The following is a 15,838-nucleotide window of genomic DNA, read 5'->3' on the forward strand; positions in this document are numbered from 1 at the left end:
CGAGGTCAAAAGCCCGGCGAAGCCTTTGGCGGAGCAGGGACCCGCGTATCCATCTTCTGACGACCGATGGATGGCCGGGTCGAGCCCGGCCATGATAACTCAGCCCAAATTCAACTCCTTGAAGAAGTCGTTGCCCTTGTCGTCGATGACGATGAAGGCGGGGAAGTCGACGACTTCGATGCGCCAGATCGCTTCCATGCCGAGCTCGGGATATTCGAGCACCTCGACCTTCTTGATGCAGTGCTCGGCAAGGTTCGCCGCGGCGCCGCCGATCGAGCCGAGATAGAAGCCGCCGTATTTCTTGCAGGCCTCGCGCACGGCCGGCGCGCGGTTGCCCTTGGCAACCATCACCATCGAACCGCCGGCGGCCTGGAACTGGTCGACGAAGGAATCCATACGGCCCGCGGTGGTCGGACCGAACGCGCCGGAGGCGTAGCCCTCAGGCGTCTTGGCCGGGCCGGCGTAATAGACCGGATGGTTCTTGAAGTAATCCGGCAGCGGCTCGCCCTTCTCCAGCCGCTCGCGCAGCTTGGCGTGGGCGCTATCGCGCGCGACGATCATGGTGCCGGTCATCGAGACCCGGGTCTTGATCGGGTACTTAGAGAACGTCGCCAGAATGTCCTTCATCGGCTGGTTGAGGTCGATCTTGACGACCTCGCCGCCAAGCGACTCTTCGACCTCAGGCAGATATTGCGCCGGATTGTGCTCGAGCTCCTCGAGATAGACGCCGTCTTTGGTGATCTTGCCGAGCACCTGGCGGTCGGCCGAGCAGGACACGCCAAGCCCGATCGGGAGCGAGGCGCCATGACGGGGCATGCGGATCACGCGCACGTCGTGGCAGAAATACTTGCCGCCGAACTGCGCGCCGACGCCGAGCGACTGCGTCATCTTGTGGATTTCCTTCTCCATCTCGACGTCGCGGAAGGCGTTGCCGTCGGGCGAGCCGTGGGTCGGCAGCGCGTCCAGATAGCGCGCCGAGGCGAGCTTCACCGTCTTCATGCACAGCTCGGCCGAGGTGCCGCCGATCACGATGGCGAGGTGATAAGGCGGGCACGCCGCGGTGCCGAGCGTGAGGATCTTTTCCTTCAGGAACGCGAGCAGCCGGTCCTTGGTCAGCACCGAAGGCGTCGCCTGGAACAGGAAGCTCTTGTTGGCGGAGCCGCCGCCCTTGGCCATGAACATGAACTTGTAAGCGTCGTCGCCCTCGGCGTAGATCTCACACTGCGCCGGCATATTGTTGGCGGTGTTCTTCTCCTCGTACATCGAGAGCGGCGCGACCTGCGAGTAGCGCAGATTGCGGCGCAAGTAAGCATCGCGCGCGCCTTCCGACAGCGCCGCCTCGTCGTCGCCGTCGGTGATGACGTTGCAGCCCTTCTTGCCCATGATGATCGCGGTGCCGGTGTCCTGGCACATCGGCAGCACGCCGCCGGCCGCGATGTTGGCGTTCTTGAGGAAGTCCAGCGCGACGAACTTGTCATTCGGGCTCGCCTCACCGTCCTCCAGGATCGAGCGGAGCTGCTTCAGGTGCCCTGGGCGCAGGTAATGATTGATGTCGCCGAAAGCCGCCTCCGACAGCGCCCGCAGCGCCTCGCGCGAGACCACCAGCATCTCCTTGCCGAGCACCTTCTCGACCCGGACGCCCTCGGACGAAATCTTCTTGTAGGGCGTCTCGTCTTTGCCCAGCGGGAACAGCGGGGTGTGCTTGTAGGGCGGAACGGGCTTGGACTGGTCGGGGAAGGCGGTCGGAGCGTTCATGGGGCAAATCTCGGGGTTTTGGGGCCCTGGCGGGCCTCTCAGCATAGAAGCGTTCTAAGCCCATTTTGAGCGGAAAGGAAAGGGAACGGCACGCATGGGATGGGCTGGCTCAGGCGCGGTAAGCACGGACGCAGCACGTGGAAAGCCCTACCCCCGCCCTTGCGCTTAGCGTTCGCCGACGCTTGAATGCGCGCCCTAAGGGGCTTTTCATCATGACATTGAAACTGAACGTCCGCGGCGCGATCCTGGTCGCCGCCGCCCTCACCGGCCTTGTGGCTCTCGCTTCGCCTGCCCGCGCCGATCGCTGTGACGACAGCGCCAAGGAGCTGGCGAACCAGATCGACCGCCTCAAGGTGAATTTCCGCGCCGCCAATATCGTCTATTTGACTCACCCGGCCGCGAAGGAGCTGTCGGTCGGCTGCCGCGGCGACAAATATTCCATCGAGCTCTATGCCAAGGGTGATCGCAAGCCGAAGCCAGAGTTCTATACGTTGGTCGGATCGATGGCGGCGATCGTCTTCACTGTGACCAAGGACGACACCACAACGGGCGCGACACGCTGCCTGAAGCGGATGGGCTTGCTCCGTGGCGACAAGATCACCATGCGCTATCGTCGCCTCAACATGGAATGCACCCGCACCAAGACGGAGGCGTCCATCGCGATCACCCGCGGCAAGGACGAATAGAGCGGAGCTTCCCATTTCGCTGCGGATGCGTGTCTCATCCGCGCGGTGCAAACCGAGACGACCAGGCCTCTCCCCGTCATTGCGGAGTACTGGTGAGCTGCGCCGCGCCACGCGTACACGGCCATCCACCGCACCAATTCCCTCGCATTTTAACGATTGCCTTGAAGGAATTTTCGTTCCTCACCGCGCAGGCTCAATTGTTTCCATGTGTGAGGATTTGCGGATGAAGGTTTCTACCGTAGCACCGCCGCCGATCGCGATCGTGGTTCCGAGCTACGACACGACCAAGCAGCAGGATGACCAGACCAAGGTCAAGGACGAGGATCCGACCTTCAAGCCGCAGCCGCCGGCGCCGCTGCCGCCGGGTCAGGGCACGCGGATCGATCAGCTCGCCTGATCGGTCCTCCCAAGGGCCCGATCCGGTCGATCAGGCCCCTTTCGCGTCCGGCCGCATCTTTGCCGGATAGCGCGATCATACATGCGCGGCCGCTCGGGACCTGCGCATGATCGCAAGACCGCAATTACCGAACCTGATCCTGGTTGCCGCCATCGGCGCGCGGCCGGTTCCGTTTGCGCAGATGGCGCACCGGCTCTCCGCATGTCCGGTCTTGCACGTGGCCCCGCCGCGGCCATCTCCCCTCCGCGTATCATCGGCTGGTAGACCGCCGCGTTCGGATCGGAAAGCGTGGTCAAGTGTGATCCGGCTCATGAAATTTCCGTATCCGGCGTGCTCATCTGCGAGGCCGAACGAGCCCGTCCAACCGTCTTGTGGGCGAGCGTCTGTGGGACATGCCAATGGAAATGAATGAAAAGCTGCTGTCGCTGGTGGCGGACATCTACGATGCAGCGCTCGACGATTCCCGATGGCCGGCCACGCTCGGCAGCATCGTCGACGCCGCCGGTGGCCAGAGCGGCGGCCTGGTCCGAATAGGGGCAGCCGGCGAACCCGTGATCTCGCATGCCGTCGGCGTCGACCCGGCCTATATTCAGTCCTACATCGAAACCTACGAGCCATTCGATCCGTCGCGCGGCGTGCTCCACGCGCCGGTCGGCCAGATCCAGACGATCGGGGACTGGATCGAGGTCGACGAGTTCCGGACGACCATGTTCTACAACGAATGGACGCGGCCGCAGGGTCTCGAGGACGCCGCCAATGTTTTGCTCGACAAATCCTCCGAGGGAATATCCCGCCTCTCCATCATGAAGGCCGGCGGTCCCGTCGACCGCAGGATGTACGCAGTGATCTCCCACCTCACGCCGCACGTGCAACGGGCCATGCTGGTCAGACAGAAGCTGCTGCAGCAGGACGAGCTGGAGACGAATTCGGTCCGCACGCTCGACGCGCTGCGAACCGCCGTGCTGCTGCTCGATGCCGAAGGTCATATCACGCACTTCAATGCGAGCGCCCGCGACATCCTGGAAGAGGCCGAAATCCTTCGTTCGGTCCATGGCCGGCTGGTGACGTCCGACCCGAACGCCGATCGCGTGCTGCGGCAGGCGCTGGCGGACACGGTTCTCGGCGACCGGGCGATGACGAGCGCGAGCATCTCGCTGCATCTGACGGCGCGCGACGGCTCGCATTATGTCGCGCATCTGCTGCCGCTGACCGCCGGGCGCCGGCAAAGATTCGGGGCCAGCTACGATGCCTGCGCCGTGCTGTTCGTCAGCAAGGCAGCGCTCGATACGATCGTCGCACCCGACCTCATCCGCAAACTGTTCAAGCTGACGCCGACAGAGCTGCGCGTATTCCTGTCGATTGTCGAGATCGGCGGGGGTCCTGACGTCGCCAGAAGCATGGGCATTGCCGAAACGACGATCAAGACCCATCTCGCCCGGATCTTCGCCAAGACCGGGACCAAGCGGCAGGCGGATCTGGTTCGGCTGGTGGCGGCCTTCACACCGCCGATCAAGGTCTGACCCCAATTCCCGGCCCGGCGCGGCCGCATGTTTGCCGGAAAGAAACGCTATCAATGCGCCGGCTTGGGATCGAGCAAGATCGACAATGATCGCCAGACTGCTGCTGCAGAACACGATCACGACCGTCGCGATGGGTGCGCTGCTGTTCGCCTCCGCCGGGACCTTGCGCTGGCCCTCGGCCTGGCTGTTCCTCTCGACATGCATCCTGCTCGGCCCGCTCTGCGGCTGGTGGCTCTACCGGATCGATCCGGCGCTGCTCGCCGAGCGTTTGCGGCCGCTCCTGCAGAAGGATCAGCCCGCCGCCGACAAGGTGTTCATGAGCGTGCTCATCGTTGCGATGCTGGCCTGGCTGGCGCTGATCGGCGTCGACCGGCGCCTTGAATCGTCCGACATGCCGGTCGCGTTGCAGGCGGTCGGCTTCGCGCTATTCCTGCTCTCGACGCTGATCACGCTCTGGGTCTTCCGCGAGAACTCGTTCGCTGCCCCCGTGGTGAAGCTGCAGGCCGAGCGCGCACAGCGGGTGATCTCGGGCGGCCCCTACGCCCATGTCCGTCACCCCATGTATAGCGGCATGGTGCTGTTCTTCGCCGGCGTGCCGCTGCTGCTGGGCTCGTGGTGGGGCGTTGCGATGGTCCCGATCCTGGTCCTGCTGTTCGCGTTCCGCATCGGAATCGAGGAACGCACCTTGCGCGAGGGCCTGCCGGGCTATGCCGACTACGTATCACGGGTGCGCTATCGCCTGGTGCCGGGCGTCTGGTGAGCGCACTTCGCTATCCCGTGCACCGCAGAGAAGATCGCGCCTCCCTCCGGACCGGCTAGCGCTTCTTATCGACGCGAATCGGTATCCGCTTCGCTTGAAAACGGTTTAGCTATCGAGCTCCTTGTAGCGGCGGAAGATGCCCTGCTCGTTGAAGGGAATGCGGCGCGGGCTTTCGAGATAGGCCTTGATGTTCCGCCGCGCCGCGAGCCGATCGTGCAAGGCTACCAGCCCCGGAATGTCCGTCTCGAACGCCTTCATGCGCTTGGGAAAGGCATAGCGGAGCCCGGCGACGATCTGGAACAAGGAGAGATCGACATAGGTCAGCTTGCGGCCGGTGACATAGGCGCCGCCATTGCCGGTGAGAAGCTGCTCGAAATAGCCGAGATATTTCGGCACCCGCTCGTCCCAGAAATCGGCCGTGCGCTTCTTCGCCGGCGGCTTCTGGTCCTCGTAATAGAGCGAGGGCCCGAGCGGATGATGGGTGTCGTGGATCTCGACCACGAGATCGGTGATGGTGAGCTGAAGCTGGTGCACCCAGAGCCGGCCGGCTTCCGTCTTCGGTGCGAGCCCGTGGCGGCCGCCGAGATAGAGCAGGATATTGGCGGTCTGACCGATGACGAGCTTGCCCGCTTTCAGGAACGGCGGCGCGAAGGGCGGCGTGCCCTGATGCGCGTCCATCATCTTCATCATTGCAGCCGTGCCGCGCGCTCCGCGCGCGACATCCACATAGTCGGCCCCCGCCTCCTCCAGCGCCAGCCGCACATATTCGCCGCGGCCCTGGATCTCGGGCCAGTAGTAGAGCTCGTATTTCATGGGACTGTCCTTTGAGAGCGCAGGACAAGCCTAGCACGCAGCGCAAGTTCCGTCGTGGTGGGGCGGGACCCGGCCCCACACGTCATTGTCCTCCCGTTCTCTCGTCGTTGGCCGCCTGACATCACCCCGATAGCGTTGCCGCTTATTCCGATGCCGCGATGCAAAGGGGCCAAAAGAAAAAGGCGTCGTGCCGGAAGCACGACGCCCTGATTTCTTCTTGTCGCCTGCGATCAGTTGGTCTGCTGGATCGCCGACAATTCCCAGCCGCTGCCGGGCCGCCGGGCGAACGTCCAGACCTCAGTGGCTTCGCCAGGCTGCTCGCTGCCGGCGACGACCGTGCCGCTGTTGCGGTCCAGCGTCTTGTCGGTGAGCGTGAAGCGCAGCGCCACCGTGGCGTAGTCGGTCTCGCCTTCGCGCCAGGCTTCGGCGAGGTCGCCCTGCAGCAGCTTGACGTTGGTCACCTTGTTGACGACGCCACGCGCGCGGTTCTGGCCAAGATCCTGCTCGAAGTAGGAGACCATCTCCGGCGTTGCGAGCGTGTGGAGCTTGGCGACGTCCTCGTTCGACCAAGCCGTCTGGATATCGCCGAGCAGGCGCTCGAACGCTTCATAGTCATCCGGCTTGATCTCGAGCGGTGCGTTGTTGGCATTGGCACCGAAGCCGAAGCCGCCAAGCCCGCTGCGCTGGTTCACCTGCGGTCCGGGACCCGTACCTGCGTTGGCATTGGCATAGGCCGCCTGCGGCGTGTGACGGCGCTGCCACCAGGACATCGCCAGCCGCACCACCAAGACCACGAGCGCGATCTGGATGATCAGGCCCAGGATCGAGGACAGACCGCCGAGGCCGCCGAACAGGCCGCCACCGAACAGCATGCCGAGCAGGCCGGCGCCGAGGAAGCCGGCCGCGAGGCCGCCCATGAAGCCGCCGGCGCGGCCGAACAGGCCGCCGCGGGCGGGCGCAGAAGCAGCCGAGTTCATGCCTGCACCGGGCTGGGTGTAGGTCCGGTTGAACTGCGAGGCCGAGCCCGGCGCCGTCGAGGTCGAGGGCGGGGCCGAATAGGTGCGCGAGCCGCGCGAACCTGACGACATGCCGCCACCGACGCGCGCGTCGGCGGACGAGATCGCCAGCGCCGTCGGCAGCGCGAGCGCCAGCACGACGGCAAGCGTCTTGAAGAGAGTGCGGGAGCGTAACGAGAAATTCATGTGCGTTTCCCAAATCCCCGGCATGGGGACGTGCGCTTAAGATGGGCAGACTTCCCGAAAAGTGAAGCCGGTTTCGGAACTTGTGGCTGCGGCCCTCAGTCGCGGGATGTGGCAAAAGCCCATATTGGGCGGGGGTTTGGGCCGGTGCCGGGGGAACCGCGGTCACAGGTTACCGTCGGGTTCGGGGCGGGATTTCAGCTTTCTCCCGCGTCGTTGCGAAGCGCAACTCAATCCACCGTCGTTGCGACGGAGAATGCAGGAACGGCGCAGCGCTCGCCCTCACCCCTGCTTCGTCATCGTCTCCTTCACCGCCGCCACGAGCTGGCTGAGCGTGAACGGTTTTGGCAGGAAGTCGAACTGCTGGCCTTCGGGCAGGCTCTTCTCGAAGGCGTCCTCGGCATAGCCGGAGACGAAGATGAACTTGATGTCGGGGTTCTTCTCCCGCATCGCCTTGAGGAGCGTCGGGCCGTCCATCTCGGGCATGACAACGTCGGAGACGACGAGATCGATCGCGCCGCTCTGCTCGTCCAGCACGTCCATGGCCTCGACGCCGTTCTCGGCCTCGACCACGGTGTAGCCGCGCGAGCGCAGGCCGCGGGCGTTCAGCGCGCGCAGACCCTCTTCGTCCTCGACGAGAAGGATCGTGCCCTGTCCGGTGAGATCGGTACGCGGCTTGGTCTCGACGGCCGCGGGCGCGGCGTCCTTCGCGGCCCCATTGCTCGCGCCGGCCACGGCCGGCTGCTCGACCTGCACCTCCGGCTCGGCGTGATGGCGCGGCAGGAAGATGTGGAACGAGGTGCCCTGCCCCGGCTCGGAATCGACGTAGATGAAACCGCCGGTCTGCTTGACGATGCCGTAGACGGTGGAGAGACCAAGGCCCGTGCCCTTGCCGACCTCCTTGGTCGAGAAGAACGGCTCGAAAATCTTGTCGCGGATATCGGCGGGAATGCCGGTGCCGGTGTCGGCAACCTCGATCCGGACATAATCCGCGGCCGGCATGCCCTTGTAGGCGAGCTTGCCCGCATCCTCAGTGGTGACGTTGGCGGTGCGGATGATCAGCTTGCCGCCGTCGGGCATGGCGTCGCGCGCGTTCACCGCCAAATTGACGATCACCTGCTCGAACTGGGAGACGTCGACCTTGACCGGCCAGAGGTCGCGGCCGTGGACGAGGTCGAGCTTGACCTTCTCGCCGATCAGGCGGCGCAGCAGCATGGTGAGATCGCTCAAGGCATCGCCGAGATCGAGCACCTGCGGCCGCAGCGTCTGCCGCCGCGAGAACGCCAGCAACTGCCGCACCAGGGTCGCGGCCCGCGTCGCGTTCTGCTTGATCTGCATGATGTCCTGGAACGACGGATCTGTCGGCTTGTGCGCGTTCAGCAGGAAATCGTTTGCCATCATGATGGCGGAGAGCACGTTGTTGAAGTCGTGAGCGATGCCGCCGGCGAGCTGGCCGACCGTCTCCATCTTCTGCGACTGGTTGATCTGATTCTCCAGCGCGCGCCGCTCGGTAGTCTCAAGCATGTGCACGATGGCGGCTTCCGCCTCGTTTTCGGCGGCATCGACCGGCGTGACGAAGAACTGGCCCCAGCGCTCCTTGGCCCCTTCCAGCGCCACCTCGACGGGGGCGATGTCGGCCTGGCCTTCGGCAGCCTGGTTGATGGCCGCGATCAAGAGGTGCCGATCGCGCGAATTGACCGCGCGGAAGATCGACTTGGAGGCAGTGTCGAGCCCCAGCGCCTGGCCGAGCTTGGCGTAGCGCGCATTGGCGCGCACGACGTTGCCGGCCCGGTCGACGGTCGCGATCGCCATCGGCGTGTGGTCGAAGAAGCGCATGAAGCGTACTTCGGCGGCGCGGTCGGGATCGCTGCGCTCGTCACGGGCGCGGCTGATGACGAGCGTGCGCGACGGCCCCGGCGCGCCGTCGGCACCGAAGGCAAGCTTGTGATAGAGCCGCACCGGCATGGTCTTGCCGGTACGCATGCGCAGGTCGATGTCGAAGACTTCCGTCTTCACTTCGCCCGGCACCGCCACGATCGAGGTCAAGAGTGAGGCGCCGTCGCCGGAGACGATGTCGGTCAGCCTCAAGCCGCCCGAGCCGATCTCGGCGAGGTCGTAGTCGAGCCAGTTCGCCAGCGTCGCGTTGACATAAGCGAGCTCGCCGGCCGGGTTGACCGAGAAGAAGCCGCACGGCGCGTGATCAAGATATTCGATGGCGTGCTGGAGCTCCTGGAACACGTCCTCCTGGCGCTCGCGGTCGCGAGTGATGTCGGCGATCGACCACACTGCGTATTTCGCCTCGCGCTTGCCGGTGCCGAGCGGGCGCACCCGCATCCGCAGCCAGCGGCCCTGGCTGCCGTCATGGCCGGAGATGCGCACTTCTTCCTGCTGGCGCTTGCCTTCGCGCGCGGCCTTCAGCAGCCGGAACACCGCCTCGGAGACGTCAGGATTGCCGATGAAGACGCGCTCCACCGGCCGCACGTCCTGCGGGCCGCTGGCGCCGGTCAGCGTCAGATAGGCGGCGTTGGAATAGACCACGTGGCCGCGAGCATCGGTGACCGCGAGCCCGTCGAACGCGTGATCGGAGATGCGGCCGATGATGGGATCATCGAGGTTGCGGTCCGCGAAGCGGATGATGCCGGCGGCGAAGGCGAACAGGTTGAACAGGCCGACCATCGCCAGCACGGCAAGGATGCCGAGGATATAGGGCTGGGCCTGCGCACGCCCGAGCGTCATCAACCCGACGGCGACGGCGACGAGGCCGGCGGCCACCAGCAGCACCAGCGCAATGCTGCCCGAGCGCGGCGACGGCTCATGCGCCGCAACGGGCTCGCGTGTGAGGTCGTGGTCGGTCTCGACGGTCATTCTCGAGCTGGCGCAGCCTGTCGGCAGAGAATCAACGCGCGCCGGGGCGCGCGGGGTCCTCCCTGCCTGAATCGGACCCTGAGGTGCAAGGGCAGCGGGGGCGAAAGGTACGCTGATTCCCAGATTACGGCCATTTCCGGTACTTTTCGGGTGCTTTATCCCCGCCCAGCGCTGAATCCGCGCTTCAGCCGCATGACGTAGCCGATGACTTCGGCGACCGCATGGTAGTGCTCGGTCGGGATTTCCTGGTCGATGTCGACGGTGGCGTAGAGCGCACGGGCCAGCGGCACGTTCTCCACGATCGGGATGTCGTGCTCGCGGGCGATCTCCCGGATCTTGAAGGCGAGGTTGTCGACGCCCTTGGCGACGCAGATCGGCGCCGACATGCCGCGCTCGTAGGAGAGCGCCACCGAATAGTGGGTCGGGTTGGTGATGATCACCGAGGCCTTGGGAACCGCCGCCATCATGCGCTTCTTGGCGCGCTGCTGCCGCAACTGCCGGATCTTGCCCTTGATGTGCGGATCGCCTTCGGACTGCTTGAACTCTTCCTTGATCTCCTGCAGCGACATCTTCTGCCGCTGGAACCAGCTGCGGTACTGGAAGAAATAATCGGCGATGGCGACGATCGCGAGCGCTGCGACCACCGCGCCGAGCAGGTGAACGGTCATGCTGGTGCTGGCGCCGAGCATGGCGGCCGGATCGAGCCTGACCATCGCCTCCATGCGATGCCGCTCCGGCCACAGGATCATGGTCATGACCACGCCGAGCACCACCAGCTTGCCGATGCCCTTGAGAAAATTGGCCGCCGCCTGCTTGCCGAAAATGCGCTTGAAGCCTGCGCCGGGCGAGATCTTGCTGAACTTGGGTGTGAGGGATTCGGTCGACCAGACCAGGCGGTGCTGCAGCATGTTGCCGGCAATCGCGGCCAGCATCAGCATCAAGAGGGGCACGCCGATCGCGGCGAGCACGGCGAATTCGATCTGCTGCATCAGCGCGAGTAGAGCCTTGCCGTCGGTCTTGATCATCCAGGAATTGGCGAGCAGGTTGCGCATCGGCGTCAACAGCCCGCCGCCGACCGAGCCCGAGAAGGTCGAGACCACCAGCGTGCCGCCCGCCATCATGAACCAGGTGTTGATCTCCTGGCTCTTGGCGACGTCGCCGCGTTCGAGCGCGTCGTCGAGACGCTTTTGTGTCGGGTCTTCTGTTTGACTTTCGGGATCGTTGTCTTCCGCCATCGATCTCTCTTATTTCAACGGCATCATCTGGTGCATGACACCGATGAAGTAATCCAGATACGTACCCATCATCGCCGTCAGCACCACGGCGAGCACCAGGAAGCCCGCGAAGATCGAGAGCGGCACGCCGACGAAATAGACCTGCATCTGCGGCATCAGCCGCGCCAGGATGCCCAGCCCGATGTTGAAGACGAGGCCGAACACCAGGAACGGCCCGGAGAGCTGCAGGCCGAGGCGGAACGCGGCGGCGAAGGCGCGCGTCGCGAGCGAGGCGACATCGCCGCTCGACACGGTCTCGCCCGGCGAGAAGATCGTGTAGCTGTCATTCAGTGCCGCGATCACCAGATGATGGCTGTCGGTGGCAAACAGCAGCGTCACCCCCAGCATGGTCAGGAAGTTGCCGACCAGCACGCCCTGCTGCCCCTGCGTCGGATCGACCGAGGTGACAAAACCGAGCCCCATCTGCTGCGCGATCACCGATCCCGCGACCTGGAGCGCCGACAGCGTCACGCGCGCGGTCGCGCCCAGCACGATGCCGATCGCGATCTCGTGCAGCATCAGGACCAGGAGCGGCGCGAGCGAGCCCATGTCAACCTGGTAGGCGTTGCGGTGCAGCGGCAGGATGATCAGCGTGAGCAGCAGCGCGATCGACAGCTTGATCCGGGTCGGAATGTTAGTCTCGCCGAGGCCAGGCAGCAGCATCACCATCGCACCGACCCGGGCGAAGGCGAGCATGAAGGACGCGGCGAGCGCCGGCAGCAGCGAAACGTCGATGCGCATAGCCGAATGCCTCGGCTCCAACATTCGCATGCCGTTGCGGCAGGCACTTTTGCGAATGTTGGAGCCAAAGAGGCATTCGCAAATATCAATAGTCGTGCGGCCATTGGATTTGACATTCGCCAACGCGATTCGCGGAGCCCCCAGGGCGAATGTCAAATCCACCGCACGACGCATTGTGCCTCAGCCGCCGATGATTCGCGACGAGATCCGCATCATGTGGGCGTGCAGCGAGTCGGCCATGAACGGCAATGCCAACAGCATCGTGGCGAAGATGGCGAGGATCTTCGGCACGTAGATCAGCGTCTGCTCCTGGATCTGTGTCAGCGCCTGGAACAGCGACACGACGACGCCGACCACGAGGCCGACCACCATCAGGGGTGAGGACACGATCACGATCGTCCAGATCGCATCGCGCGCGACGTCGAGGGTTTCAGGGCCGGTCATTGTTTGATACTCGCTCTTGGTTGTCTGACGTGCCGGGACATGCGAATGGCGAATCGGAGACGTCCCCATTCGCTACTCACCATTCGCCAAAATCAGATCGGCATCTTCATGATGTCTTCATAGGCCGCGATCACGCGGTCGCGGACCGAAACCAGCGTGGACACCGCGACGTCGGTGTCGGCGACCGCCGTCACCACGTCCATGACGTTGGCCTTGCCGGAGGCCATCGCGATCGTCTGCGCATCCGACTTGCGGCCGGATTCCATGACGCTGCCGACGGCGTCCTTCAGCAGCGAGGCGAAGGATTGCCCGCTTGCCTCGGTGCCTTTGCCGGCACCGCTATTCTCCAGTACCCGGGCAAGGTTGGCATAGGCGTTGGCGGCGATTGTCGGTGATGCCATGGCTCAATTGTCCTGTTCAGCTCTTGAGAATGTCGAGCGTGCGCTGGATCATCCGGCGCGTCGCACTGATGATGTTGAGATTGGCCTCGTAGGACCGCTGCGCATCGCGCATGTCGGTCATTTCGACCACCGAGTTCACATTGGGGTATTTGACGTTTCCTGCCGCGTCCGCGACCGGATTGTTCGGCTCGTATTTGACGCGGAAGTTCGACTGGTCGGGCTTGATCCTTCCGAGGGTGACGACCTGCGCGTCGAGCGTGCGATCGAGCGCGGAAGAGAAGGTCGGAACCTTGCGCCGGTAGGGATCACCGCCGATGGTCTGCGCGGTCGAATCCGCGTTCGCGATGTTTTCCGAGATCACCCGCATGCGGCCGGCCTGCGCCCGCAGGCCGGAGGTCGCGATCGCCATCGAGCGGGCAAAGTCGCTGCTGTCATTGGCCATGATGCGCCTCCTCTAGCTGTTCTGTTCCCGGATCATGCTCTAGGCCTTGCCGATCGCGGTCTTGAGCAGGTGCAGGCTTTTCGAATAGAGCGAGGTCGCCGCCGCATAGTCCATCTGGTTGCTGGCGGCTTTCATCATCTCCTCTTCGAGATTGACGGCGTTGCCCGCGGGGCGGGGCTCGAAGCCCGCGTTCTTGTTCTGGTCGAATCCGGACGCCGCGCCCGACGGCGTCATGTGGGAGCCGCTGGTCCGGGTCAGCGCCAAGGGGCCCATCGAGCCGGTGACGGCCCCGCTCCTGTCGAGTTTCGGCTCGACCAGGTCGCGCGGCCGGAATTTGGGCGTGTCGGAATTGGAGACGTTCTCGGACAGGACGCGCTGGCGTTCCTGGTGCCACTGCATTTTGGTGCGAAGCGCCGACAGCACCGGGAGGTCGTTGATGGACATCGTCGCGGCTCCTTCCGCCTCTTGCGGACCTCGGGGTCCGAAGCTAGGCAGAATTTGCCGCCTGTATGGTTAACAGCTGGTTAAGGAAGCCATCGGCGCCTGTCCCCCCGTGGGACGGGAATTGCGCCCCCCGTGGATCCTACGCCTCCAAAAGTGGCATTAACCCAACCATTTGGCGGCGGATGCACAGGCCAAGAAGTCGTTTTGGATCGAGCGATTCATAGGTTATTAGGGAGTTGGGGACGGCAAAACTTGCCGTAGGACGTTAAGAGATCGCAGTTTGGGGCATCGTAGGCCGGTGGTTGGCGCGTCTGACCATGGGCACGAGAAAAGCGCCATTTGTCGGGGACGAGTATGCAAGGCAGCCCTATCACGTTCATCGTCGCGTTCATCGTCGTTCTGGCGTTGATCGGCGTCGCTGCTTGGCTGGTTCGCCGATTCGCCAGCAGCCGGCTCGGCGCCAACACCCAGCGCGGCAGGATGCCCCGCCTCGCGGTGATCGACGCCGCCGCGGTCGACGGAAGGCGCCGCCTGGTGCTGGTCCGGCGTGACAATGTCGAGCACCTCCTGATGATCGGCGGCCCCACCGACATCGTCGTCGAGCCCAACATCGTTCGCGCCGCGCATGGCCGCGATCAGCTGCCGCAGCGTCCGACCGCTGCGGAGCCGCCACGCCTTGCCCCCATGCCCGATCCCGCCGGCTGGGCCGACGAGGCGCCGCGGCCCGAGCTGCTCGATCACCCCGAGCCGCAAATGCCCGAGCCGCCGCGCCCCACACGCCCGTCCTTCGCCGACGAATTGCGCCGGCCCGCGCCTACGCTGGCCGAACGTCGCAGCGAGCCGCCGATGGGTGGCTTTCCGCCCGAGCCGGTCGCCCCCCGTCCCGAGCGCGAACCGCGTCCCGAGCCGCCGCGCGCCGCGCGCAGCGAGCCGCCGCTGATGCCGCGTCCGCCGCGCCAGAGCGAGCCGGTGAAGATGCCGCCGGTGCGCGCCGAGCGTCCCGCAGCACCGCCGCCTCCTCCCGTGCCGCAGGTCCCGCCCGTGCCGCCGCCGGCGCCCGCGGCTGCGCCCTCGAGCGCGGAGCAGAACCTCGCCGAAATGGCCCAGCGTCTCGAAGCTGCGCTGCGCCGCCCCGCCGGCGAGACGGTCGCGCCTCCCGTCGCGCCGGAGCCGCCGGCCGCTCCCCCGCGGGCGGCACGCAGCGAGCCAGCGACGCCACCGGCTCCACCGCCGAAGCCGGCCGCGGAAAAGACCAGCTTTGAAAATCTCGAAGACGAGATGGCCTCGCTGCTCGGCCGTCCGAAGCCGTCTTCGTGAGGCTGCCGTCCCTCCCGCGTAGAGTTCTCTTCCTTTCTGTCCTGTTCGGTGCGGCCTCGCTCGCAGGCCTTGCGCATGCGCAGGACATCAGCATCAATCTCGGCGGCGGCGCCGGCGGTGGCGGCGTCACCGAGCGCGCGATCCAGCTCATCGCGCTGCTCACCGTGCTGTCGATCGCGCCGTCGATCCTCATCATGATGACCTCGTTCACGCGCATCGTGGTCGTGCTGTCGCTGCTGCGCACCGCGATGGGCACGGCGACCGCGCCACCGAACTCGGTGATCATCGCGCTGGCGATGTTTCTCACCTTCTTCGTGATGGGGCCGGTTCTGCAGAAATCCTACGACGACGGCATCCGCCCGCTCGTCGCCAACCAGATCGGCGTCGAGGATGCGCTCCAGCGCGCCTCGGTCCCCCTGCGCGGTTTCATGCAGAAGAACGTGCGCGAGAAAGACCTCAGGCTGTTTCTGGATCTTTCGCGCGAGCCGCCGCCGGCCACCCCCGACGACCTCGCGCTCCGCATCCTCGTCCCCGCCTTCATGATCTCCGAGCTGAAGCGCGCCTTCGAGATCGGCTTCCTGTTGTTCCTGCCCTTCCTGATCATCGACCTCGTCGTCGCCTCGGTGCTGATGTCGATGGGCATGATGATGCTGCCGCCGGCCACGATCTCGCTGCCGTTCAAGCTGATCTTCTTCGTGCTGGTCGACGGCTGGTCGCTGGTGGCGGGAAGCCTGGTGCAGAGTTACGGGGGGTGAGGCGACCAACCTCCCTCGTCATGCC

16 protein-coding genes are annotated in these 15,838 nt (G+C 65.1%); 6 read left to right on the forward strand and 10 right to left on the reverse strand.

Annotation, left to right across the window (positions count from 1 at the left end; translation table 11 throughout):
- Nucleotides 1-99: 99 nt before the first annotated feature.
- A complete protein-coding gene (locus X268_RS21160) occupies nucleotides 100-1,755 on the reverse strand; it encodes a fumarate hydratase (protein WP_128926703.1) in 1,656 nt (551 codons plus the stop codon).
- 212 nt (nucleotides 1,756-1,967) lie between these two features.
- Between X268_RS21160 and X268_RS21165 the strand changes: the two genes are divergently transcribed.
- From X268_RS21165 to X268_RS21175, 4 genes are all read left to right on the forward strand, one after another.
- Complete coding sequence (locus X268_RS21165; protein WP_128926704.1) at nucleotides 1,968-2,441, forward strand: hypothetical protein; 474 nt, start codon at nucleotides 1,968-1,970, stop codon at nucleotides 2,439-2,441.
- A gap of 223 nt (nucleotides 2,442-2,664) precedes the next feature.
- Entirely contained in the window at nucleotides 2,665-2,838 is a 174-nt protein-coding gene (locus tag X268_RS39585) for a hypothetical protein (RefSeq protein ID WP_164937146.1), read from the forward strand.
- A 398-nt stretch (nucleotides 2,839-3,236) separates the two neighbouring features.
- The gene (locus tag X268_RS21170; protein WP_128926705.1) at nucleotides 3,237-4,358 is read left to right on the forward strand and encodes a helix-turn-helix transcriptional regulator; all 1,122 of its coding nucleotides are present in this window, start codon (nucleotides 3,237-3,239) and stop codon (nucleotides 4,356-4,358) included.
- 85 nt (nucleotides 4,359-4,443) lie between these two features.
- A complete protein-coding gene (locus tag X268_RS21175; protein ID WP_128926706.1) occupies nucleotides 4,444-5,118 on the forward strand; it encodes a methyltransferase family protein in 675 nt (224 codons plus the stop codon).
- Nucleotides 5,119-5,223: 105 nt separating this feature from the next.
- Here X268_RS21175 and X268_RS21180 read toward each other — a convergent pair whose 3' ends face one another.
- The 9 genes from X268_RS21180 to flgB form a co-directional block, all read right to left on the reverse strand.
- Nucleotides 5,224-5,931 (reverse strand): glutathione S-transferase, encoded by a 708-nt coding sequence (locus X268_RS21180; protein ID WP_128926707.1) that lies wholly within the window; start codon nucleotides 5,929-5,931, stop codon nucleotides 5,224-5,226.
- Nucleotides 5,932-6,161: 230 nt separating this feature from the next.
- Nucleotides 6,162-7,157, reverse strand: a complete 996-nt coding sequence (locus X268_RS21185; protein ID WP_128926708.1) for a Tim44 domain-containing protein — start codon at nucleotides 7,155-7,157, stop codon at nucleotides 6,162-6,164.
- Nucleotides 7,158-7,412: 255 nt separating this feature from the next.
- Nucleotides 7,413-9,995 carry a cell cycle histidine kinase CckA gene (gene cckA, locus X268_RS21190; RefSeq protein WP_128926709.1) on the reverse strand — a complete coding sequence of 861 codons (2,583 nt, stop codon included), beginning with the start codon at nucleotides 9,993-9,995 and terminating at the stop codon, nucleotides 7,413-7,415.
- A gap of 155 nt (nucleotides 9,996-10,150) precedes the next feature.
- Nucleotides 10,151-11,230, reverse strand: a complete 1,080-nt coding sequence (flhB, locus tag X268_RS21195) for a flagellar biosynthesis protein FlhB (RefSeq protein WP_128926710.1) — start codon at nucleotides 11,228-11,230, stop codon at nucleotides 10,151-10,153.
- Nucleotides 11,231-11,239: 9 nt separating this feature from the next.
- A complete protein-coding gene (gene fliR, locus X268_RS21200; protein WP_128926711.1) occupies nucleotides 11,240-12,010 on the reverse strand; it encodes a flagellar biosynthetic protein FliR in 771 nt (256 codons plus the stop codon).
- 180 nt (nucleotides 12,011-12,190) lie between these two features.
- On the reverse strand, nucleotides 12,191-12,454 hold the full coding sequence (gene fliQ / locus X268_RS21205; RefSeq protein ID WP_128926712.1) for a flagellar biosynthesis protein FliQ: 264 nt from the start codon (nucleotides 12,452-12,454) through the stop codon (nucleotides 12,191-12,193).
- Nucleotides 12,455-12,546: 92 nt separating this feature from the next.
- Complete coding sequence (fliE, locus tag X268_RS21210) at nucleotides 12,547-12,855, reverse strand: flagellar hook-basal body complex protein FliE (protein ID WP_128926713.1); 309 nt, start codon at nucleotides 12,853-12,855, stop codon at nucleotides 12,547-12,549.
- 16 nt (nucleotides 12,856-12,871) lie between these two features.
- Complete coding sequence (gene flgC, locus X268_RS21215; RefSeq protein WP_128926714.1) at nucleotides 12,872-13,297, reverse strand: flagellar basal body rod protein FlgC; 426 nt, start codon at nucleotides 13,295-13,297, stop codon at nucleotides 12,872-12,874.
- A gap of 39 nt (nucleotides 13,298-13,336) precedes the next feature.
- The gene (flgB, locus tag X268_RS21220; RefSeq protein ID WP_128926715.1) at nucleotides 13,337-13,741 is read right to left on the reverse strand and encodes a flagellar basal body rod protein FlgB; all 405 of its coding nucleotides are present in this window, start codon (nucleotides 13,739-13,741) and stop codon (nucleotides 13,337-13,339) included.
- A 354-nt stretch (nucleotides 13,742-14,095) separates the two neighbouring features.
- Here flgB and X268_RS21225 point away from each other — a divergent pair, with 354 nt between their 5' ends.
- Nucleotides 14,096-15,058, forward strand: coding sequence for a flagellar biosynthetic protein FliO (locus X268_RS21225; protein WP_128926716.1), 963 nt, complete (start codon nucleotides 14,096-14,098; stop codon nucleotides 15,056-15,058).
- Complete coding sequence (gene fliP / locus X268_RS21230) at nucleotides 15,055-15,813, forward strand: flagellar type III secretion system pore protein FliP (RefSeq protein ID WP_128926717.1); 759 nt, start codon at nucleotides 15,055-15,057, stop codon at nucleotides 15,811-15,813. The genes X268_RS21225 and fliP overlap by 4 nt, the downstream gene beginning before the upstream one ends.
- The last annotated feature ends 25 nt before the right edge of the window (nucleotides 15,814-15,838 follow it).

Source organism: Bradyrhizobium guangxiense, assembly GCF_004114915.1.
In the GTDB taxonomy this organism is placed as follows: Bacteria; Pseudomonadota; Alphaproteobacteria; order Rhizobiales; family Xanthobacteraceae; genus Bradyrhizobium; species Bradyrhizobium guangxiense.